This window comes from Lacinutrix gracilariae (assembly GCF_042684485.1).
In the GTDB taxonomy this organism is placed as follows: Bacteria; Bacteroidota; Bacteroidia; order Flavobacteriales; family Flavobacteriaceae; genus Oceanihabitans; species Oceanihabitans gracilariae.
In genome coordinates, this window is sequence record NZ_JBHULM010000011.1 from 507048 (window position 1) to 531366 (window position 24319).

13 protein-coding genes and 1 pseudogene are annotated in these 24319 nt (G+C 32.9%); all 14 read right to left on the minus strand.

The window, feature by feature from the left end; all coding sequences use genetic code 11:
- Positions 1-2: 2 nt before the first annotated feature.
- The 14 genes and pseudogenes from sov to ACFSSB_RS09490 all read right to left on the minus strand — a co-directional run bounded on the left by sov (position 3) and on the right by ACFSSB_RS09490 (position 24276).
- The gene (gene sov, locus ACFSSB_RS09425) at positions 3-7187 is read right to left on the minus strand and encodes a T9SS outer membrane translocon Sov/SprA (protein WP_379903523.1); all 7185 of its coding nucleotides are present in this window, start codon (positions 7185-7187) and stop codon (positions 3-5) included.
- 6 nt (positions 7188-7193) lie between these two features.
- Positions 7194-7775 carry a Holliday junction branch migration protein RuvA gene (gene ruvA, locus ACFSSB_RS09430; protein ID WP_379903525.1) on the minus strand — a complete coding sequence of 194 codons (582 nt, stop codon included), beginning with the start codon at positions 7773-7775 and terminating at the stop codon, positions 7194-7196.
- A 104-nt stretch (positions 7776-7879) separates the two neighbouring features.
- Positions 7880-10186, minus strand: coding sequence for an NADP-dependent malic enzyme (locus ACFSSB_RS09435; RefSeq protein ID WP_379903527.1), 2307 nt, complete (start codon positions 10184-10186; stop codon positions 7880-7882).
- An 82-nt stretch (positions 10187-10268) separates the two neighbouring features.
- Positions 10269-10685 (minus strand): annotated as a pseudogene (locus ACFSSB_RS09440) (epoxyqueuosine reductase); the annotation flags it as partial.
- A gap of 55 nt (positions 10686-10740) precedes the next feature.
- Positions 10741-11646 (minus strand): hypothetical protein, encoded by a 906-nt coding sequence (locus ACFSSB_RS09445; RefSeq protein ID WP_379903529.1) that lies wholly within the window; start codon positions 11644-11646, stop codon positions 10741-10743.
- A gap of 133 nt (positions 11647-11779) precedes the next feature.
- Positions 11780-12703 (minus strand): tRNA epoxyqueuosine(34) reductase QueG, encoded by a 924-nt coding sequence (queG, locus tag ACFSSB_RS09450; RefSeq protein WP_379903531.1) that lies wholly within the window; start codon positions 12701-12703, stop codon positions 11780-11782.
- Between the two features lie 74 nt (positions 12704-12777).
- Positions 12778-13800, minus strand: coding sequence for a Holliday junction branch migration DNA helicase RuvB (ruvB, locus tag ACFSSB_RS09455; protein WP_379903533.1), 1023 nt, complete (start codon positions 13798-13800; stop codon positions 12778-12780).
- Positions 13801-13966: 166 nt separating this feature from the next.
- On the minus strand, positions 13967-15760 hold the full coding sequence (locus ACFSSB_RS09460; RefSeq protein ID WP_379903535.1) for a cytochrome c oxidase subunit I: 1794 nt from the start codon (positions 15758-15760) through the stop codon (positions 13967-13969).
- Between the two features lie 28 nt (positions 15761-15788).
- Positions 15789-16856, minus strand: coding sequence for a cytochrome c oxidase subunit II (locus ACFSSB_RS09465; RefSeq protein WP_379903537.1), 1068 nt, complete (start codon positions 16854-16856; stop codon positions 15789-15791).
- A gap of 29 nt (positions 16857-16885) precedes the next feature.
- Positions 16886-18262 carry a quinol:cytochrome C oxidoreductase gene (locus ACFSSB_RS09470; protein WP_379903539.1) on the minus strand — a complete coding sequence of 459 codons (1377 nt, stop codon included), beginning with the start codon at positions 18260-18262 and terminating at the stop codon, positions 16886-16888.
- Positions 18263-18287: 25 nt separating this feature from the next.
- Positions 18288-18845 carry a c-type cytochrome gene (locus tag ACFSSB_RS09475; protein WP_379903541.1) on the minus strand — a complete coding sequence of 186 codons (558 nt, stop codon included), beginning with the start codon at positions 18843-18845 and terminating at the stop codon, positions 18288-18290.
- Between the two features lies 1 nt (position 18846).
- The gene (locus ACFSSB_RS09480; RefSeq protein WP_379903543.1) at positions 18847-19383 is read right to left on the minus strand and encodes a DUF3341 domain-containing protein; all 537 of its coding nucleotides are present in this window, start codon (positions 19381-19383) and stop codon (positions 18847-18849) included.
- A 9-nt stretch (positions 19384-19392) separates the two neighbouring features.
- Positions 19393-21138 carry an NrfD/PsrC family molybdoenzyme membrane anchor subunit gene (nrfD, locus tag ACFSSB_RS09485; RefSeq protein WP_379903545.1) on the minus strand — a complete coding sequence of 582 codons (1746 nt, stop codon included), beginning with the start codon at positions 21136-21138 and terminating at the stop codon, positions 19393-19395.
- Positions 21139-21168: 30 nt separating this feature from the next.
- Positions 21169-24276 carry a TAT-variant-translocated molybdopterin oxidoreductase gene (locus ACFSSB_RS09490; RefSeq protein WP_379903547.1) on the minus strand — a complete coding sequence of 1036 codons (3108 nt, stop codon included), beginning with the start codon at positions 24274-24276 and terminating at the stop codon, positions 21169-21171.
- Between the last annotated feature and the right edge of the window lie 43 nt (positions 24277-24319).

Here is a 24319-nt window from a genome sequence, read left to right on the forward strand (position 1 = left end):
TTTTAATTACCAAAATTATATCTTAAAGTTAAGCCGGATCTAATAGTTGTTTGCGGAAAGGATGTAGATATGGCATATTCTGAAAAAGTATAATCAAAGTAAAAAATACCTGTTAGGTTTTTACTAAACGAATAATCTGCCGTAAACTTACCACTCCATAGTGATTGACCGGAAGTTATTTGTGTGTTTTCTAAATCTAAATACCTAATAAGTGTTTTATTATCTCTAAAAGAAACATCTGCTTTAAGGTTAATATCACTAATTATTGTTTTGTTAGGTCCTGCAAGTTTAGATTTCATTCTTACGTCTTTAATTCTATATCCTAAACCTACAGTATATTCTTTTCCTTGTATTTCTGTCATTAAATTATTATCAAAACTCAAGCTAAGCATTCTATCTTTTTTCATTTCTAAAAGTACTTTAATAGAACTCTTAGATTCAAAATCTATACGAAATAAAGGACTAAACATTTCTGTTAAGTTAATATTGCTGTATAAGTTTTTATTTTTAAAATCTCCACTTTGGTCTAAAGCATCTGCTGGTTGGTTGGCATAATCTTCGGATGGATCTGGAGCTGTATAATCTAAATTTGTACTAAACTGATTAATGGTGTATGCAGAACGATACCCATGAGATAATGAGAAACGTTTAAAGCGCTTTTTAAACCAAGCCAATTTCATGAAACCTGTATACTTTAAATCCCAGTTAGGAATTGGTATATTTCTTAAAGCACTTGTTTTTGTTTTGCTAGCATCTTGCCCTTGGTATGCTGCTAAAAAGGATGGTAATAATACGGCTTGACTAGATTTACTAAATCCTTCTGGAAAACCATCTGCATCTCTATTAAAGGTGTTATTACCATAGAATTTTTCAGCCAGTCTATTTGCTATTATTAATCGGTTAGATCTAAAATCTTCAAAAGATTTTGATTCGTTTTCATCACTTTTATTAAATGCTGTTTTAATTAACGCTGTAGAAATAGTAAAGTTTCCATAGGTATTTGGTGTTAATGATTGATACTCTAAATCACTATTTACATTATAGTTTTCGGTTAAATTTTCAGAGTAAATTCTATTACCTACAATATCTATTTTAAGGTCATTAAATGGTTCAACATTAACAGCATAATCAAATTGTTTAGCATGTGTTTCTGTATATTGCTCATTAAACTCTGGATATTGTGTTAACCAACCATTACGTGCTGCTAGTGATCTAATATCATTTTGGCTACCAAAAGTATAACCCAAAGTAGGTTTTAATGTTCCTGCAAATCCTGGTGTTCTTAAATATCCTGGAAGATAAGTACCATTAGATTCGTTATAATTTAACTGAATACGTTTTACACTGGTTACTAAGCCAATACCAAAATTTGCTAGTTTACTTGTTTTTTTAGTTTTCGTTTTTGTTTTTTGGTCTGTTTGTCCTGGAGGTGTTGCTCTTCTAGCTCTTTCTGCTCTACTTACTTTACCATTACTTCTTCCTCTTGTTTGTTTAATACCAAGGTATTTATAAAACTTGCTCATATCTAAACTAGCATTAATATTATGCTGGTTTGAATTAGATATAGAGTTACCTAAATCATAGATTACACCATCTAGCTCGATTTCATCATATAAATCGGATCCTTTTTGCCATTGAAACTCACCACTGTAACTATAAGTAGCATCAATAAAGCTAAAGGTTGGTATTTTATTTATTGGTAATTGGTAATTTACACCAAGTTTTTGGTATTGTGTATTTGGATCTCCGAAGTCAAAAAAGTTATCCCAAACATCAAGTTCTGGATCTTGGCTTCCGTTTATATTACCATCTATATAGTAATTTCTTATAATTTTATTACTAGCAGAAGTATAGTTGAAACTTAATGATTTTGTTAGGTTGTAATTTAAAGTATATTGAAAATCATAGGTGTAATATCTTCTAAATAATTCTTCTAAACCTATATTATCACCTGATAAATCTACATCTCTAAATTTTTGTTTATTAAACTGTCTGTTATAGTTAGAATTAACCGTAAAACTTGAAGGTAATGGGTTAAAATTAAAGTCTTTTAATAGTTTCCAGTATTTTCCTGTAAATAAAGAGTCGTTCTTTTTAAAAGGCTCTATAGAAACTGGCGCAAAATTATAAGCATAGTTTGCTCCTGTGCTTACTTGTTGGTCTAAAGATCTTTCTATTTCAAAATCGCGATATTCTTCTTTATTATAAGCGTAATTAAATGTAAGATTTTCTACATCATAAAATTGTGGTTTTTTATCTGTAGTTCTATTTTTTCTAACACCAATAAAGCTTATACTTTTTCTTTTGGTATAGGTTTGAGACTGCTCTAAAATTTGGTCTTTTTCTTCTTGCGTTTCTGCAGCATCAATTCTGGTTTGCAGTTCAATATCTTCATATAATTGGTCATACTTAGGTGTAATACTTTCTTCACCTTGGCCATAATTAAATGGTATTTGTATTCCCCATTTTTTTGGTAGTAGTTGCCCAACATTAACATTAGTAACTACATCATATTGTTTTACGTCTTCTAAACTACGTTCTTGCGGACCTTGTTCAATAGACCCAAAACCAGAAGTGCTATAACTACCAGAGGCACTAACGCTTGCAAAATCTGCAATGTTTCCATCTGCACTAACAATAGTTGCCCAACCACCTTCATTATCCATATCTGCAAGACGAAGCTCATTAAACCAAACTTCACCACATCTATCTGAATCACTTGCATTTTTTACACCTACCATTAAGCTTCTAATGTCACCAAAACTAGGACTACCAAATATAGCTACACGTTGTTGCCCAATAATATAATCTGAAAATTCTGAAACTGGGTTATCACTTAAAACGCCATCGATAACATCATAAAAAGTAGCTTCTGTAGCACTAAAATTATCTGCAATTGCTTTTGCTTTTATCTGTTGTATAATTTCTAAATCTACATCAAGCTCATTGGTTTCAGGCCATAGTTCTGAACTTGAAGTACCAGTAGAAACAGATAATGGTATTTCTATTTGGTAATAATTTTGAGAAAGGTCATTACCCATTCTAATAAAACCTACTAATTCACCATCTGCTAAAGAAGATCTATCTTCACCTTGTTCTGCATGCATAAACATTTTTAAATGTTTATATTGCCTCATATCTACATTTATGTTTTTATACACAGCTCTTGCATCATGAGACTCTAAGTCGCAAACATTAACCACTAAAGACTGTTCGTTTTGTCTAATAACAGTGTTATTGTTATATAATTCTTCGGCTTCTACTCCTGGAGGTGATTCATAATCTCCATCGTTTTCTAGAGTACTAATTACACCAATACTAAAATCTGTATTTACATCTAATTCTGGATCTCCTAAATCTTCATCTAAGGTTTGTGTATATCTTCTCCATTCGCTACGCACTAAATCTAGTGTTCCAAATCTAAAAACGGTTGGTTCTGAAAATTCTTTAACATACATACGTGCAAAACGTATAGAACGTAAATCTGCAATACCACCAATATCATTTGTAAAGTCTGTAACTGGTACTCTAAATTGATACCAAACAGGAACAACAGATTGTCCGTTAGGTAAACTTCTAGTTTCTGAATCTTTGATGTCTACTATATACGGATTATTAAGATTTAAATCTGCTGGAGTAATATCTAACTCATACTCATAATAACTATCAATGGTATTCATTGTGTTATCTCTGTTAATATCTTCAACATCTGGTTGCGTAGTGCTTCCTCTGTTAGTATTACTAAAAGTATCTGGCGAGTTACCTTGTACGTTATTATATTTTTTATAACGTTCAAAAATATCTCCTTCTGTATTTAAAAAATAGGCATAGTTATCATTAGATGGATCGTCTAAGTTGGCAAATGCTGGATCTAAATCTTTTTCTTCAATATCATCATATCCATCATACCCAACATCTTGATTGGTACGTTCATCTCCTGTAGAATCAAATGCATAGATTAAAGATTGATTTAATGGTACTACACTTCCCCAATCTGTTGGAGTAAAAACACTAACATTACCATCATCAGGAAGACCATTTTCATATAATTTTCTACCATCTTTAATAACATCTTCAGAAATATTACCAAGGTTAAACACTAATTTACCACCTGGATTAGTAGGGTTTTCTTGAAAAGGATCTTGTAACCAAAACTCAATATATTCTACATTTGCTTGTTCAAAATCGGTAGAAGTAAGTTGACGAGAAATTCCTGCCCATGAATCTTGTGGTTGTGTTAAAACACCATTAGGAATATCGATATCATAGGTTTGAAAATTATAAGGACCACGTTCTGTTGGATAATATGCTAAATCTAACGTAGTTAAAACGGTTGTTTGTCCTTGCGCAATATCTTGTTCTGGAAAAAGCTCATTAATAAATACTCTTGAAGTATATAAGTCTGACATATCATCATCACTAATTCCGTCAGGACGTTGACTACTGTAAAAAGTCTGATCAATATGATACCAGTTTAACATAGCTCTATTATAACCATTTGTTATGTTTTGTACATCATAAACACTGGTTCCATCTACTTGAATTGGCCTACTTGATAAATACCAAGAGCTTGCAGATTTTAAATCTATTGCACTTTGAGATCCTTCAAAATCATCAATATAAGAAGTTACTTCGCCATCAAAATCTGTTCCGCTAGGAGAACCTGGTTTTAATGCTGCAATTTCACCTCTTACCGAAAAGTTTGAAGGTACATCTGTATCAATATTTGGAAGTTTGTTAACTAATCTTGTTAAGAAAGGAACTTCTGTAGAGTAGTTTACATTTAACCCATAAATTTGATTGTTTATAGGTTCACTATTATAATTTGCTTTTTGCGTTACAGGCCTTTCTTTTAAACCAATATAAGTAGCACCAAGAACAAAATTTTCATTAAACTTATGTTCTATATTTAAACCAAAAAAACGTTTAGAAGTCTGCCCAAAAATAGAATTGTTTTCTGTGGTTACTTGAATAGGTGTATTAGAAGCCTTTAAAGCTTCGTCTAAAATTTGTACGGTTCCTAATTGATAGTTTACCGTATAGTCAATACCTTCTACAAGCACACGACCACCTGCTGTAACTACTACAGAACCTCTAGGAACATTAAAGGCTCCTATAGAAATACCATCACTACCTGAAGAGGTGTAACTACCTTTTATTTGAAATTTATTTTTTTCAACTTCCTCAAGTGCTGCTGTTTTGGTTTCCTTATATAATACATCGTACACGTACTTTTCTTGATTGGCATTATAGGAAGTATTTATTTCATAATTTTCACTACCTAAAGCTAAAACATCAAAAAGGTATTCTCCAAAAGGTTCTACTTTGGTAAAAACAATTTTTCCATTTTCAGGAATAATGGTTACACCCGAAACATAATCAAAGAAACCATCTCCTCCTGCTTGCGGGTCATTATTATAGTTTAATTTATCTAAATGAAATAAGCGAATTAATGGTGTTTCTGTTATTTCAGAATCATCTGCTGTTGTTGTTGTATTTGCATCAAAGGTTGGAAAAGCAGTACCATCAACTGGAGTAATAAAGTTTACTGCAGAACCTTCGTTATAAAAAATATTTAATTTAAAATCTTCTTGACTTAATTGGTATGCACCAGTGTCATAAATATTTTTCATCATTAAATCCCAAATGGGTTGTGATGTAGAAGTTATAGGGCTTTTTAATAATTTTAATACTAAATTGTTATTGGTAACTGAAGTAACATCTCCATTAGAATCTGTGGTAACTCCTGTTGCATCTACTCCATCATTAGCAAACTCACCTACTTGGTATACTTGACCTGCTACAGTAAATTGAAACGCTACAGCTAAAACTTCATCACTATTTAAACGTTGGTTTAAAGATATATACCCTAATTGTGTATTTAAGGTATACTCTTGATTTTCTGTTAGTTTTCTAGCATTTTCAAGTTTAGCATAATCTGCTCCTTCGGTAACTCCTGCAACATTTATACCTGATTGTACAGTGGCAATATCTCTAATTAAATCATTAAGTTGTGATCCTCCACCACCAATATTTGTTGGATCAAAGGCATTATTACCATTATCTGGATAAGCATTTGGTCCTGCTGTTACAGTAACTGCAGATCCTACATTTGCCGATTCCCCTAAATCTTGTAAACCAACAATATTTCTAACGTTTTCTGTACTATTACTTCGGTTGGTAATCCAAGCTTCTATTCTAGTAATTTGTACTTGTGTGTTTATGTATGGATAGTTATTTAAAGCATTATCATAGTTATCTCTAAAATAATGTGCTAAAAAGAAGTGTCTGTTTTCATCATAATCTCTAGCATAAAAATCAAATTCTTCTAAGGTTCCTCCTCCTTGTGCTATTACTGTTTGGCTATCTGATTTTTGTTCAGAAAAAACCGCTGTTATACTAGTTTTACCAAACTGTAATTGTGTTTTTACACCAAATAAACTTTGTGCTCCTGTAATTAAAGAACTGTTTAATGGCATGCTTACGTTACCTACTTCTATTTTTTGAATAATATCATCTTCTGTAGGTGTGTATTCTAACTTTACTAAATTTTGAAAATCAAAGGTAGACTCTGTGTCATAATTTGCTGTTACTTGCAAACGTGTTCCTACTTTACCTAATAAACTTAAACTTATACGTTGGTCAAAATCAAAAGTAAAATTGCTTCTATTGTTAGGTGAAAATGAAGGATTATCTTGTTTAGAAAAAAGCACTCCTAAATCCATTTCTACAGATCCTTGAGGTACAATTTCAATGGTATTGCTTCCAAAAATGGTTTCAAAAAGTCCGGAATTCACATAAAATTCTGGCAGTAAGTTTTTTTGTTCTTCTTCACTTCCTTCCTTTTTACCATCAAAAGCATCTACTTTTTGTTTGTAGTAGTTTCTTAAATTTTCTTTAGCTACTAAGTCTTGATACTCTTTTGGTGTTAAAATTACGGGATAATTAATATTGAAACTACCAACAGACTCGGTGTATATATATCTATCTGTAATAGGATCATAAGTGTACTGCGAAACAATACTAGTTGGATTAGGCATTTGCATAGTACCTAAGCTATAACCAGTACTTGTAGAATCTTGTGGTGTTGGTTCTTGTGACCAAGCTACAAAAGACAACAATATTGCACTTAAAGTAAAAAATTGCTTTTTAATTGCGTTTGCCGAATTATAGTTAGTTGTATTCAAATCTTATTATAAATTTTTTAAAGCTTGCTTTATAATTTCTTCAACGTTTGCTTCTGGTTGTGTTGCAATCACTTTATCTATCACACGTTCTGCCTGTTTTTTATTAAAACCAAGAACTTCTAATGCTGATAACGCTTCATCTTTACTTGTATTGCTTTTTGCAATTGAAACTTCATCAATATCATAGATTTTTAACACTTTATCTTTTAAATCAAGAATAACACGTTGTGCTGTTTTGGCTCCAATTCCTTTAATAGATTGAATTAAAGCAACATCTCCAACGGCAATTCCTTCTCTAACTTGTTTTGGTGTTAATGAAGACAGCATGGTTCTGGCTATATTTGCGCCAATACCACTAACAGAAATAAGAAGTTTAAACATTTCTCTTTCTGCTAAAGAAGAAAACCCGAAAAGTGTATGCGAATCTTCTTTAACTTGAAGATATGTATACAGTTTCAGGTTTTCTTGATCAGGAATTTGTGAGTATGTATGTAAAGAAATATTAAGTAAATAACCAATACCATTGCAATCTATAACCACATCTGTTGGCCTTTTTTCTACTAATTTTCCTTGTATATGTGTAATCATGTAAACTTCGCGTTAAACTCTCAAATGTAATAAAATTATTGTGCATTTCCATTGCGATATGTTAAATCATAATGAAATGTTAATTTTAATCGATAAAACACGAATTAGTTACTGGCTTTGTTCTTTTTTTTTGCTTCCCATTTTTCTTTTTCTTGTGCATCAATTACAGCAATTGCAGCCATATTTACAATTTCATCTACACTTGCACCTAATTGAAGAATATGAACTGGTTTGCGCATACCCATCATAATTGGTCCTATAGAATCTGCTTTATTAAGCACCTTAAGTAGTTTATAGGTAATATTAGCAGCGTCAAGATTAGGAAAAATTAAGGTATTTACTTTTTTTCCTGCTAATTTTGAAAACGGAAAAATCTGTTTTATTTTTTCACTATCTAATGCAAAATCTGTTTGTAACTCACCATCTACAACCATATCTGGATATGCTTTATGAAGTTTAGAAACAGCCTCTCTTACTTTTGAAGCTTTATCATTAGTAGAAGAACCAAAGTTAGAATAACTAGTCATTGCCATAACAGGATCCATACCAAACATTTTTACAATTCTAGCAGTCATTTTAGCAATAATGGCTAAGTCTTTTGCAGTAGGATCTATATTAATAGAGGTGTCACTTAAAAACAAAGGACCTCTTTTTTTAGTCATCATTAAATTTGTAGTTGCAACACGAGTTGTTCCTGGTGCCATACCAATAAGCTCTAGCATTGGTTTTACAACCGAAGGATAACTTCTAGAATACCCAGAAATAAGTGCATCTGCATCACCTTCATTAACCATCATTGCAGCAAAATAATTACGCTCACGCATGATTTTTTGAGAAGAATATATAGTAACACCTCTACGTTTTCTTTGTTTCCAATACGCTTCGGCATATCTGTTTTTTCTTTCTAATTCTTCATCTGATTTTGGATCGATAATAGAAACATCTGCATCAAACTCTATTTCTTCTTTTAGTCTTTCAATTTCGTCTTTTCTTCCTAAAAGAATTGGTATAGCAATACCTTCTTCATAAACAATTTGTGCTGCTTTTAAAACATCTAATTGGTCTGCTTCTGCAAAAACCACGCGTTTTGGGTTGGTTCTAGCTCTGTTAAGTAAGAGTCTAACAATTTTATTATCGCTACCTAAACGCTCTAATAGTTCGTCTTCATATTTTTGCCAATCTTCAATAGGTTCTTTTGCAATACCACTTTCCATTGCAGCTTTAGCTACAGCAGGAGGAACGGTTGCAATTAATCGAGGATCAAATGGTTTAGGTATAATATATTCTTTACTAAATGTTAATCTAGTTTCGCCATAAGCAATATTTACTTGCTCAGGTACTGGTTCTTTAGCTAAATCGGCTAGCGCTTTAACTGCTGCCATTTTCATTGCTTCATTAATTCCTGTTGCACGAACATCTAAAGCACCTCTAAAAATAAAAGGAAAACCTAATACATTATTCACTTGATTAGGATGGTCACTTCTACCAGTTGCCATAATAATATCATCTCTAGTATCTTTAGCTAGTTGGTATTTAATTTCTGGATCTGGATTAGCCATTGCAAAAACTATAGGGTTTTTGGCCATGACTTTTAACATTTCTGGAGTCACAATATCTGCAGTAGATAAACCTATAAACACATCTGCATCTTGCATTGCTTCTTGTAATGTATCTATCTTTCTATGTGTAGCAAACTCGGCTTTTTGTGAAGTTAAATTATCTCTATCATCACGAATAACTCCTTTACTATCTAGCATTACAATGTTTTCTCGTTTTGCACCAAATGCTTGGTATAAACGCGTACAAGAAATTGCCGCTGCTCCTGCTCCACTAACAACAATAGAAGCTTCTTCTATCTTTTTTTCTGAAAGTTCAAGAGCATTTAATAATGCTGCTGCAGAAATAATTGCAGTACCATGTTGGTCATCATGCATTACAGGAATATCTAATTCTTCCTTTAAACGTCTTTCAATTTCAAATGCTTCTGGAGCTTTTATATCTTCTAAATTTATACCTCCAAAAGTTGGAGCTATATTTTTAACTGTAGCAATAAATTCTTCAATATTTTCTGTGTTTACTTCAATATCAAAAACATCAATTCCTGCAAATATTTTAAATAGAAGTCCTTTTCCTTCCATTACTGGCTTAGATGCTTCAGGACCTATATTACCTAGACCTAAAACAGCAGTACCATTAGAAATTACAGCAACTAAGTTACCTTTTGCTGTATATTTATAGGCATTATTTTTGTCTTTTTCAATCTCTAAACAAGGCTCTGCTACACCTGGAGAATATGCTAAAGATAAGTCTCTTTGTGTTGTATATTTTTTTGTAGGTACTACTTCAATTTTTCCTGGTGAAGGCTTTGCGTGATATACTAAAGCTTCTCTACGTTTACTTTGCTTGCTCATAATTACTATTCTATTAGTTTATAGAACTAGCAAATGTAAGAATACTGCAATTGAAAGCCTAATCTTTTAAGAAATTGATGTTTTATTGCAACCTAGAGAACTTAGTACGTTTAACTGCATATTTTTTAAATACTTTACTAAAAGTTTCTTGTGTTATTTCTTGCCAATCTTTTTTGGTCATTTCTAACAGATCTGGATCTAGATTAAAGAGTGGTTCGCTTTGTGGTTTTGAAAATCTATTCCATGGACAAACATCTTAACAGACATCACAACCAAACATCCAATCCTGAAAAGCACCTTTCATGCTAGTTGGCAATTGCTCTTTTAGCTCGATAGTAAAGTACGAAATACATTTACTACCATCTACCACATATGGTTCTGTAATTGCTTGTGTTGGGCAAGCGTCTATACAAGTAGTACAAGTACCACAATGGTCTGTAGTTATAGCATCATATTTTAAGTCTAGATCGACAATGAGTTCTGCTATAAAACAAAAAGCCTTAGTAATCACAGGAGTATTACTAAGGCTTTTATTATACTATTCGTTATTAAAATTAATCCATTAACACTTTTGCTCCTTCTGGTTTAGAAAAGAAATTCTCTTCTACAGTTGGAGAGAAACTAAGATCACTAACGCTTATTTTAGTGATATATTCTCCTAGTCCATCTTTATCATTAGTAGACCAGTAGGTTTTAAACCCTTTAGCAAAAACAATTCCGTCTACTGTTGTTGTACCTTGAAGAACTGTTATTTTTTCTGGTGCATGCCCTCCATTTGGAAAGTATTTAGGGTATGAAACAATATATTTAATTGCTGATACTAAATTGGTTTTTGCATCTACGTACAGAATATAATAATCATCTGGAGCAGAACCTACACCAGCTTCGTAGGTTGCTTTGATTACTTTTTGTGTTGCACCTTGAAATTCGATTTTTGGTAATAATTCTAAATTTACACCTTCACCATCTAAAACAAACGGATGTCCTGAAAAATACAATGGGGTTAAAGCCCAAAATTTCGTATCATAAGCAAAGGATGTGCTGTCTTTTGCTTTTACCCAAGCTTCTTTACCATCCCAACCAAAAATAGATGTTGGGTCTGTAATGCTATTATGTCTAGCTTTATTGCTCCAGGTATCTATGGTTTGGTAAGAGTCTCTTATTCCTTTACCATCTACTGGTTCATAATTAAAACGTAATGACAAATAACCATTACCATACCATTTATCTAATCCACCATGCGCTTCCATAGCACTCCATAGCACTTTACCTGCTTCAGTAGCATTTAATCTTTTATTCGCTTTTGCCACTCTATCTTGAATCCAAGAATCTGGAATATTATATGCAACTTCTGTTGTTTTCACTTCCGTACTAGCAGCTGTTTCTTTATTTGTAGTTTCTTTACATGCTACAAGATTTAATACTAAAAATAAACCTAGAAGGTTAAAAGGGATTCTCATTTTTTGCTTTCTTTTTGTTAATTAATCCATAGTAGTCGAGATCAAACTTCAAACCTTTCAAAATTAACTACATTTATTTCGATTTTTTTTAATTTGGTAACTCGAACAAAATAGCTTGCATAGCTATAATCCTTTATTTCAAAAAATTAATGTTTCGTTGCAACCCGGAAAACTTGGTACGTTTAACTGCAGATTTTTTAAATACTTTACTAAAAGTTTCTTGTGTTATTTCCTGCCAGTCTTTTTTGGTCATTTCTAACAGATCTGGATGCGGATTAAAGAGTGGTTCGTTATGTGGTTTTGAAAATCTATTCCATGGACAAACATCTTGACAAACATCACAACCAAACATCCAATCGTCAAAAGTACCTTTCATGCTATTTGGGAGTTGGTCTTTTAACTCGATAGTAAAGTACGAAATGCATTTACTACCATCTACCACATATGGTTCTGTAATTGCTTGTGTTGGGCAAGCGTCTATACAAGCAGTACAAGTACCACAATGGTTTGTAGTTATAGCATCATATTCTAAGTCTAGATCGACAATGAGTTCTGCTATAAAATAGAAAGACCCTGTTTGTTGTGTGAGTAGGTTGCTGTGTTTACCAATCCAACCTAAACCTGACTTTGCTGCCCAAGCTTTATCTAAAACAGGAGCTGAATCTACAAAAGCACGTCCTGCAACTTCACCAATTTCATCTTGAATAAATTGTAAAAGCTGTTTTAGTTTGTCTTTAATTACAAAGTGGTAATCGGTTCCGTATGCGTATTTAGATAGCTTATAGCTTTCTGTGTTTTGTGTTTTAGAAGGATAATAATTAAGTAATAATGATATTACCGATTTTGAATCTTCTACTAGTTTTGTAGGATCTAAACGTTTATCAAAATGGTTTTCCATATACTGCATGGTACCATGCATGTTTTGGTTTAACCAGTTTTCTAATCTTGGTGCTTCTTTTTCTAAAAATGTTGCTTTGCTAATACCACAAGACATAAAACCGAGGCGTTTGGCTTCTGCTTTTATACTTTTAGTATGTTTCGCTTTATTGTTCAACATTGTATTATGGATTAGCAACAATTTAGAAATAATAGCGCACAATGTACATTACTGAAGTCTCAATGTGCTTCCTTTCAAAATAATCCGCCTTGTGTAGGACCTTTTATTTTATTTAAGTGTTTATAAGCAAATTCTGTAACCTCACGACCTCTTGGTGTACGTATGATAAAACCTTGTTGAATAAGAAATGGCTCATATACTTCTTCAATAGTTTCAGCATTTTCACTTACAGCAGTAGCTAAAGTAGTGATACCTACTGGACCACCTTTAAATTTATCTATTAAAGTAGTTAATATTTTATTATCCATTTCATCCAATCCATGCGCATCTACATGTAATGCCTCTAAAGCATAACGAGATATTTCAATATCTATGTTTCCGTTTCCTTTTATTTGTGCAAAATCACGAACACGACGTAGTAAAGCATTTGCTATTCTTGGTGTACCTCTACTTCTACCAGCAATTTCTACTGCAGCTTCCATAGATATAGCAACGTTTAATATTTGTGCACTACGTTGTACTATACTAGATAATAATTCGGTATTATAATATTGTAATCTACTTTGTATACCAAAACGTGCTCGCATTGGAGCGGTTAAAAGCCCAGAACGCGTAGTAGCACCAATTAATGTAAATGGGTTTAGATTGATTTGAACCGTTCTTGCATTTGGTCCTGTTTCAATCATGATGTCAATTTTATAATCTTCCATAGCAGAATACAGATATTCTTCTACTATTGGACTTAGTCGATGTATTTCATCTATAAATAAAACATCACGTTCTTCTAGGTTAGTAAGTAAACCAGCTAAGTCTCCTGGTTTATCTAAAACAGGTCCTGAGGTAACTTTTATACCAACTTCTAACTCATTGGCAAGTATATGAGCTAAAGTGGTTTTTCCTAAACCTGGAGGACCATGAAAAAGGGTATGATCTAAAGCTTCATCACGACCATTAGCTGCTTGAACAAAAATTTGTAAATTTTCTAATACTTGATCTTGACCAGTAAAATCATGAAAAGATAATGGTCTTAATTTTTTTTCTACATCAAATTCTTCCGGAGAAAAATTTTGGTCTGTGGGATCTAGGTTTTCGTTCATAGCATTTTCTGTCTAGGCAGAACTTTCTTTTATAATTTAATAAAATCTATAAGCTTTTAAAAAACTTAGTAGATTACTAAAACAAATATAATGAAAAAGCCTCTCTAAAAATAGAAAGGCTTTTAAGTTTTATTGAGACCCTAAGCCAAGCTCAGGATGTTTTTATTTAGTGTTGAAGTTCTTCTTCACCTTCTTTTAAAGGTACATTTTGAGGAATGAAATCTTCATCATGACCTGGTTTAGAATAGTCATAAGACCATCTGTATACGTGAGGAATTTCTCCTTCCCAGTTTCCATGAACATGTTTTACTGGAGTAGTCCACTCTAAAGTAGTAGCTCTCCATGGATTTTGCACTGCGCGCTTACCAAAGAACATGCTGCTAAAGAAGTTATATAAATATATTAACTGTACTGCTCCACCAATTAAAGCAAAAATAGTAATGATTACATTAGTATTTGCTAAATCATCAAATAGTGGGAAGTTAGAGTTTGTATAATAACGTCTTGGTAAACCAGCCATACCAATAAAATGCATTGGGAAAAATACACCATAAGCACAAATTGCTGTAATCCAGAAATGGATATAACCAAGGTTTTTATTTAACATTCTACCAAACATTTTTGGGTACCAGTGATAAATACCTGCAAACATACCGTAAAGAGCAGATATACCCATTACTAAGTGGAAGTGTGCAATTACAAAATACGTATCGTGAACGTTAATATCTAAAGCAGAATCTCCAAGAATAATACCTGTTAAACCTCCTGTTATGAAAGTAGAAACAAATCCTATAGAGAACAGCATTGCTGGATTCATTTGAATGTTACCTTTCCATATTGTGGTTATCCAGTTAAAAGCTTTTACCGCTGAAGGTATTGCAATTAATAGTGTTGTAAATGTAAATACAGAACCTAAGAATGGATTCATACCAGATACAAACATGTGGTGACCCCAAACTATAGTAGAAAGGAATGCAATTGCTAAAATAGAAGCAATCATAGCACGATAACCGAAAATAGGTTTACGTGAGTTTGTTGCCATAATTTCAGAAACTAATCCCATTGCTGGTAAGATTACAATATATACTTCTGGGTGTCCTAAGAACCAGAATAAGTGTTCAAATAATACTGGTGAACCACCTTGATAGTGTAATACTTCACCTTGAATAAATATATCTGATAAGAAGAATGATGTACCAAAGCTTCTATCCATTATTAATAATAATGCAGCAGATAATAATACAGGGAATGATACTACACCAATAACAGCTGTAATAAAGAATGCCCAAATAGTTAAAGGTAGTCTAGTCATAGACATTCCTTTTGTACGTAAGTTAATTACAGTAACAATATAGTTTAATGATCCTAATAAAGAAGAAGCAATAAATATAGCCATAGCTACTAACCATAATGTCATACCCATTCCTGATCCACCTGATGCCATTGGCAATGCAGATAATGGAGGATAAATAGTCCAACCAGCAGCAGCAGGTCCTGCTTCAACAAAAAGTGAGATTAACATAATAACACTAGATAAGAAGAATAACCAGTAAGAAACCATGTTTAAGAAACCTGATGCCATATCTCTTGCACCAATTTGTAACGGAATTAATAAGTTACTAAAAGTACCACTTAATCCTGCTGTAAGTACAAAGAATACCATGATAGTACCATGAATAGTTACTAATGCAAGATAGATATCTGCATCCATAACTCCTCCTGGAGCCCATTTACCTAATAATGCTTCAAAAATTACATTAGGCTCTTCTGGCCATGCAATTTGCATACGAAACATAAGTGACATGATTACACCAATAACTCCCATGATTGTACCAGTAATTAAATACTGCTTAGCAATCATTTTGTGATCTATACTAAATATATATTTAGTGATAAAAGTTTCTTTATGGTGATGCTCTTCGTGTGCTTCGTGATCGTGTGTATCTGCGTGTGCTGACATAATTTAATATTCTTTTGTCTTATTAAATTTAGTTAATTAGTGAGTTTTTGAAAACTTTTTGTTCTTTCATCCAAGCGTCATATTCCTCTTGAGTTTCAACAATAATTTTCATTTGCATATTGTAGTGAGATTTACCACAAATCTTATTACATAATAACAAATAATCAAAATCATATCTTTCTAGAGCATCTTCTCCTTTAGCAACAAGATCTTTACTCTTTTCTGCTCTAATATTATTGATGTTTGTAACCTTATCAATTATATCTGGATTTTGACGCATATCTTCTGTAGTTACAGTTGGAGTAAAACCAAACTGAGTAATCATACCAGGAACACAGTTCATTTGTGCTCTAAAGTGTGGCATGTAAGCAGAGTGTAATACATCTTGCGAACGCATTTTAAACAATACAGGACGACCAACTGGTAAATGTAATTCTGTTGTAATTACATCATCTTGTGCATTTGGATCTGCTTCATCTAAACCTAAAATATTAGCTCTATCAATATCAATTAAACGAACATTAGCTTTACCTAAAGTATTATCCTGTCCTGCATATCTTGCTTTCCAGTTAAACTGTTGTGCATACAACTCTACTACTAAAGGATCTTCATCTTCATTAACATTCATGATACTTGACCAAGTAAATAATCCGTAGATAATTAAACCAGCTAATACAATAACAGGAATAATTGTCCAGATAAACTCTAAAGTATTGTTATCTGCAAAGAATAATGCTTTCTTACCTTTTTCCCCTTTATATTTAAAAGAGAAATAGTGTAAAAGAAATTGTGTAATAACCTGAACTATAAAAATAAGAATCATAGAAATGGTCATTAAATTATCTATTTCAGGACCATGTGCTGATGCTGAGTTAGACATTAATGGTAAATCACCTAATTCTACAACACTCCAGATAGTTATTATATAAATGAAGGCTAAGAAACCAATCATTAAATAACCGTTTAAGTTATTATCTTTATCTGTTGCTATTTGGCTATTTGAGTTACCTACTTGAGCTAAATCAAATATTTTAACCATTTGCCAAATGGCAATTGTTATAAATACTAATACTAAAATTGTTAATAAAGCAGTCATTGTTGTCGTTCGTCTTTATTTATATTTTATTAATAATGGAAATGTTCGCTTTCTTTTACAAAAGGATTTCGTTTTGCTAGTAATGGTGCTTTTGTTAAAGCAGTAAATACTACGTATATGAATAGACCTGCAAATAAGCTTAATGCTCCAAGTTCAGGAATACCAATAAACCATCTATCACCTACAGTTGCTGGCATAATCATGTTGAAGACATCTATATAGTGACCTATTAAGATAACCACACCTGCCATAACAACAAACCAAGGAATACGTTTATAATCGCTATTCATTAATACTAAGAATGGGAATACTAAGTTTAGTACTAACATACCAAAGAAAGGTAATGTATAGTCGTTAATTCTAGTCACAAAGTATGTTACCTCTTCCGGAATATTTGCATACCAAATTAACATGAATTGAGAGAACCATAAGTAAGCCCAGAAAATACTAAATCCAAACATAAATTTAGCTAAATCATGTAAATGACTATCATTTACTAACTCTAAGTAACCTCTAGATTTTAAGTATAAAGAAATAAATGCTATTACAGTAATACCGCAAACCATCATTCCTGCTAATACATACCATCCAAATAATGTTGAGAACCAGTGAGGATCAACACTCATAATCCAGTCCCAAGACATCATAGATTCTGTGTATAAAAAGAATACTAAGAATGCTGCAGAAATACGAAAAGTCTTTTTAAAGTTTTTGTTATCTGATGCATTGTCTTGCGCTATAGAAAATTTACGAGAAAATTGTCTATATAATACCCAACCACCAATAAATATTAGACCTCTAATAATGAAGCCCCATACATTTAACCAGCCAGATTTACCTTGAATTAATTTATCATGAGCCACAACTTCTGGATCCATCCAAACAAAGATATTATTATGTCCAATAAAGTGAGATGCCGCTGCAACACCTACCACTATTAAAGCACCTGGAAGCAAGTATGCTGTGATACCTTCCATTACTCTAAATAAAACAGGAGACCAACCAGATTGAGAAGCCCATTGTACTGCATAAAATGCTAATACACCTAAAGCAATCATCATAAAAAAGAATGCTGCTACATATATTGCAGCCCAAGGTCTGTTAGCTATTTGATGTTGTACGTGTTCTACGTGTTTTTTATGTTCATCTACATGTGAACCTGCTTCTGCACCATGCGTATCATTTGCATGTGTATTTTCTGTTGCATGCGCATCATGTGCTTTTTCTGTTACTGCATGTGCAGTTTCTTCGCCATGACCACCACCATGATGAGCTTCTTCAGCTAATATGGTTTCAACGTCTTCAAAAGATTTATGAGAGGTCATAAAACCATATCCAACTCCTAATAATCCTAAAATCATTAGTGCGATAGAAAATGTCTTTAATTTATTTGAGAATGTGTACATATCTATATATAAACTTTATCTAATCTTATTTTTCTAAATCTGCTTTCAATTGTAAAACATAAGCAACAACTTGCCAACGTTCTTGTTCGTTTAATTGGTTAGCATAAGAACCCATTGCATTTTTACCATAATAAATAGTATGGTAAATACTACCTGCATTAATTGCTCTACCAGCATCATCATAACTAGGTATACCAAGTATTTTTTCACGTTTTACTAAGTTACCTTGTCCGTTACCTTTATTACCATGGCAAATACCACAATAAATTTCGTATAACTCTTTCGCTTTTGCTTCATCATATTGATCGGCATTTAAAGGGCTAAGTAAATTTGCTTTAGCGTCTTCATAACCAGCTGTAGAATTTTCATATTCAAAAGGAGTAAATCCTCTTGGTACAGTTCCTTCTGCTGGTAATTGTGCTTCTACACCATTTGCAAAAGCAGTAGATTCTCCATATGCTTCATAAGGTACAGGTTCATACATGTTAGGCATGAATTGATAGTTAGGTCTAGAATCTTTTTTACAAGATACTATGGAACTTACTACAAGTACGAATACAAATATTTTTATTAAATGCTTCATATTAATGTTCATCTTCTTTATCAATAATATTTAGTTCTACAGCACCTGTTTTTTCTAACAGAGTCGTTAATTCTTTTTCATTACCATGAATGGCAATTTCCATTAAGAAATGATCATCTGTTGTTCTTGGATCTGGATTTTCAGCGTTTTTAAATGGCCACATTTTACTACGTAAGTAAAAAGTAATTACCATTAAGTGTGCTGCAAAGAATACCGTTAACTCAAACATAATAGGTACAAATGCTGGCATGTTTTCGATATAACTAAAACTTGGTTTACCACCAATGTTTTGAGGCCAATCTTCAATCATAATAAAATTCATCATTACAATTGCTACCGTTAAACCTACACATCCATATAAAAAAGATGTTATTGCTATTCTAGTTGGCGCTAAACCCATTGCCTTGTCTAGTCCGTGAACTGGAAAAGGTGTATATATTTCTTCAATGTGATGCTTTTCGGCTTTAACCGCTTTTACAGCATTCATTAACACATCGTCGTCTGTATAAATAGCGTGAATTACTTTTGAAGCTTCCATATGCTACTTTTAGTTTATTAGTTTTTTAGCTTGTCCTGCCCAATCATCGCGTTCTGCTCTTCCTGGGAATGATTCTGTAATAGAATCTAACAAATTATATTCAATGTTCGTCATCTTACTTACTTGTAAGAATGTATAAATTCCGATACTATTTAATACCTCTTCCATTTTAGGTCCAACGCCATTAATCTTTTTAAGATCATCTGGTGTTTGTGTATTAGGATCAAAAGTTCCGATAGATCCTAAAAGGTTATTAACGCTTTCAGAATTATCTTTAGCAGGTGTTTCTTTTGTTGCTTCTACTTGTGGTTTAGAAGTAACTTTAGATTTACCTGAAGTTCTTTCGTCTGTACCTGTTCCTACTAAGCTATCTCCTCTTTCTCTAATTTTCTTGTAACGTTCACCTGAAGATTTTAAAATAGTTTTAACCTCTGCTTGTGCAATTACTGGGAAAGTTCTAGAGTATAATAAGAATAATACAAAGAAGAAACCAATAGTACCTATAAATATTCCTATATCTACAAATGTAGGAGAGAACATTGTCCATGATGATGGTAAGTAATCTCTGTGTAATGATGTTACAATAATTACAAAACGCTCAAACCACATTCCTATATTTACAATAATAGAGATAAAGAAAGAGAACATGATACTTGTTCTAAGTTTCTTAAACCACATGAATTGTGGAGAGAATACGTTACAAGTCATCATTGCCCAATATGCCCACCAGTAAGGTCCAGTTGCTCTATTTAAGAATGCAAATTGTTCATATTCTACACCTGAATACCAAGCAATAAATAACTCTGTTATATATGCTACACCTACTATAGAACCTGTAATCATGATTACAATGTTCATTAATTCGATGTGTTGTAATGTGATATAGTCTTCTAAGTTACACACTTTTCTCATAATAATAAGTAGTGTGTTTACCATTGCAAATCCTGAGAATACTGCTCCTGCAACGAAGTATGGAGGGAATATTGTTGTATGCCAACCAGGAATAACTGATGTTGCGAAGTCAAAAGATACAATAGTATGTACAGAAAGTACTAAAGGTGTTGCTAAACCAGCAAGTACTAAAGATACTTCTTCAAAACGTTGCCAATCTTTTGCTCTACCAGACCAACCAAAACTTAGTAAAGAATAAATTTTCTTTTGGAATGGTTTAACTGCTCTATCTCTAATCATTGCAAAATCTGGTAATAAACCTGTCCACCAGAAAACTAATGATACAGATAAATACGTAGAGATTGCAAATACATCCCAAAGTAATGGTGAGTTAAAGTTTACCCAAAGAGAACCAAATTGATTTGGTATTGGTAATACCCAATATCCTAACCAAGGTCTTCCCATGTGTATAATTGGAAATAAACCTGCTTGAACTACAGAGAAAATTGTCATTGCTTCTGCAGAACGGTTAATTGCCATTCTCCATTTTTGACGGAATAGTAAAAGTACTGCAGAAATTAATGTTCCTGCGTGACCAATTCCTACCCACCAAACAAAGTTAGTAATATCCCAAGCCCAACCAACGGTCTTGTTTAAACCCCAAGTACCAATACCTGTAGATACTGTGTAAAGTATACATCCTATTCCCCAAAGAAAAGCTACTAATGCAATTGAAAATACTATCCACCATTGCTTATTTGCCTTACCTTCAATAGGCTTTGCCACATCCACAGTAACATCGTGGTATGATTTTTCACCTGTAACTAAAGGTCTTCTAATAGGTGCTTCGTAATGAGACGCCATAATGCTTTATAATTGTTTCTTAATTAATTTTTATGCTTCTGTTGTATTTCTCACTTTTGTTTGATATTGTACATTAGGCTTTGTCCCAACGTGCTCTAACAAGTGATACATACGGTTATCTTCTAAAAGTTTTGCAACTTTAGATTCTTTATCGTTAATATCTCCAAATACCATTGCTCCACTACTACAAGCTGCAGAACAAGCGGTTTGGAATTCACCATCTTTAATTACACGACCATCACGTTTTGCATCTAAAATGGTTTTTTGTGTTTTTTGCATACACATAGAACATTTTTCCATAACACCACGAGAACGAACTACAACATCTGGATTTAATACCATACGTCCTAAATCATCATTCATGTGATAGTCAAACTCGTCATTTTCGTTATACAAGAACCAGTTGAAACGACGTACTTTATACGGACAGTTGTTAGCACAATATCTTGTACCTACACAACGGTTATATGCCATATGGTTTTGACCTTGACGACCATGAGAGGTTGCAGCTACTGGACAAACCGTTTCACAAGGTGCGTGATTACAGTGTTGACACATTACTGGTTGAAAAGCAACTTGTGGATTCTCAGAAGCTTGTTCTAATTCTCCAAACTCACTTAATGAACTACTTAAACCAGAAATATTATCTTTCTTTTCATTATCTCCAGCAAAAGATTCTTCTGAAGAATAATATCTATCAATACGTAACCAGTGCATATCACGACTACGTCTTATTTCTTCTTTACCTACAACAGGAACGTTGTTTTCAGCGTGACATGCTATTACACATGCTCCACAACCTGTACAAGCATTTAAGTCTATAGATAAGTTAAAGTGATGTCCGATAGAACGATCAAACTCATCCCAAAGATCTGCATCTTTAGAAGTTACTGGAATTTCTTCATGGTTGTAAGAAACTACAGGTATTGCGTTATAGTGTGATTTATCTTTAGTATTAAAGATTTCTAAAGTTGTTTCTTTAATAATATCTCCACGTCCCATTAATGTGTTGTGTAATTGTACACAAGCAAATTCATGTTCACCAGGAACTACTTTTAAAGATACGTTGCTTTGTACCTTATTAAAGTCTTGGTAAAAAGGGAATGCATTCTTACCAGTTTGCATTTCTTCTTTTAAACCATTTTTACGACCAAAACCAAAAGACATTCCTAAAGATCCAACTGCTTGACCTGGTTGAATAATTACTGGAACTACTTCCGTAGTACCATTAACGGTTAATTCAACTAAACTAGAGTTTAAACCACCTGTTGCAACATGCCAGTTTTTAACACCAAATTTCTCGGCATCTTTAGCAGACATTGTTAAGTAGTTATCCCAAGTTGTTCTAGTAATAGGATCTGGAAACTCTTGTAACCATGGGTTATTGGCCTGTTGACCATCTCCCATTCCGGTTTTAGTATATAAGGTTAATTCTAATTCTGATGTTTTTGCAGAAGCAGCTAAAGCTCTTGCTGCATCACCAGAAGGCATTACTGTTGTTTCTTCTGTTTCATCTAATTCAGAAACAGTATCTTCTACAGTTGTAGCAGCACCAACAAAAACACCATCATGTAATGCTTTGTTAAATGAACCACCATTAACTATACTTGTTTTCCAAGTTTGCTTGATATAGTCATGAAATGATTGCTCACTTCCTGTCCATTTTAATAAAGCATCTTGAAATTGTTTTGTATCAAATAAAGGACGAATAGTTGGTTGCGTTAAAGCAAAATGTCCTTTTTTAATTTCTACATCTCCCCAAGATTCTAAATAGTGAGGTGCAGCAGCAATATAAGTAGATGCAGATGCAGTTTCGTCAGCTTTCATTGAAAAGCAAACCGAAATTAAGTTTTCATTTTTTAATCCTTCAGCAAAATCTGAAGCATTTGGTAATGTATATAATGGATTTACACCATTCATGATTAAAGCACCAACTTTACCTGCTTTCATATCAGCAACTAAAGCACTTACTGCTTTATCATTTCCTTGTCTTGTTAATATAGGAGAAGTAGTATCAAAAGCTTTAGATTTTAAAGCTTCGTTTATTTCTAAAACTACTGTTTGTGCATTAACATCTTGTATACCTGTTACAACAACACCATTACTTCCCGCTTTTTTAAGTTGCGAAGCTGCTTGGCGAACTGCTTTATCTAATGCTTCTGGCAAATCTCCAGAAACCGAACCTCCTACTACATAAGAGTATAATTTAGCTAAAGCTATTTTTTGTTGAGTTGGTGTTAATGGAACACGCTTATCTGCATTTGCTCCTGTTAAAGACATATTAGATTCAAACTGAATATGGCGAGACATTTTTCCGTGATTTGGAATTTTGTTCTTAGCATATCCTGAATCAAATCCTCCTCCTTGCCAATCTCCTAAAAAGTCTGCGCCAACAGATACAACTGTCATTGCTTTAGAGAAATCATAATTTGCTAAAGCACGTTCTCCGTACTTTGCTTGGTAAGCATCTAATGCAGCCGATTCTGAAACAGCATCATAAACTACATGACGAACGTTACCGTATTTTTCTTTAAACTCTGAAATTAATTTTGAAGTTGACGGACTTGCAAAAGTTTGAGTTAATAACACAATGTCTTTACCAGAACCCTTAAGAGCTTCTAGTTTTTGCATCATTGTATTATCAAGTTCTGTCCATGAGATAGCTTCTTGGCCACGCATTGGACCTTGAACTCTTAAACTATCATACAATCCTAAAACCGAAGCATTAACTCTAGCATTAGCGCTACCGTTAGCAACTGCCATAGCGTTGTTTTCGATTTTAATAGGACGACCTTCGCGAGTTTTAACTAAAACAGATGCAAAATCAAATCCGTTTGCAATAGTAGTTGCATAGTAATTAGCAACACCAGGAATAATTTCTTCTGGCTGTACTACATAAGGAATTGATTTAATAACTGGTCCTTCACAGGCAGCAAGTGATGCTGCAGCTGTACTAAAACCAACATACTTTAAGAAATCACGACGAGTAGTTGAAGAAGACTCTAATGCGTCTTTATCTCCTAAAAATTCGTCTGTAGGAATTTCTTCTACAAATTCGTTTTGTTTTAGCGTCTCAACAATAGAGCTATTTTCGTTTAGCTCCTCAACACTTTTCCAGTATTTCTTGTTTGATGACATATTATATAATTGAATTACTTCTTATTAATTTTATTTAAAGTTT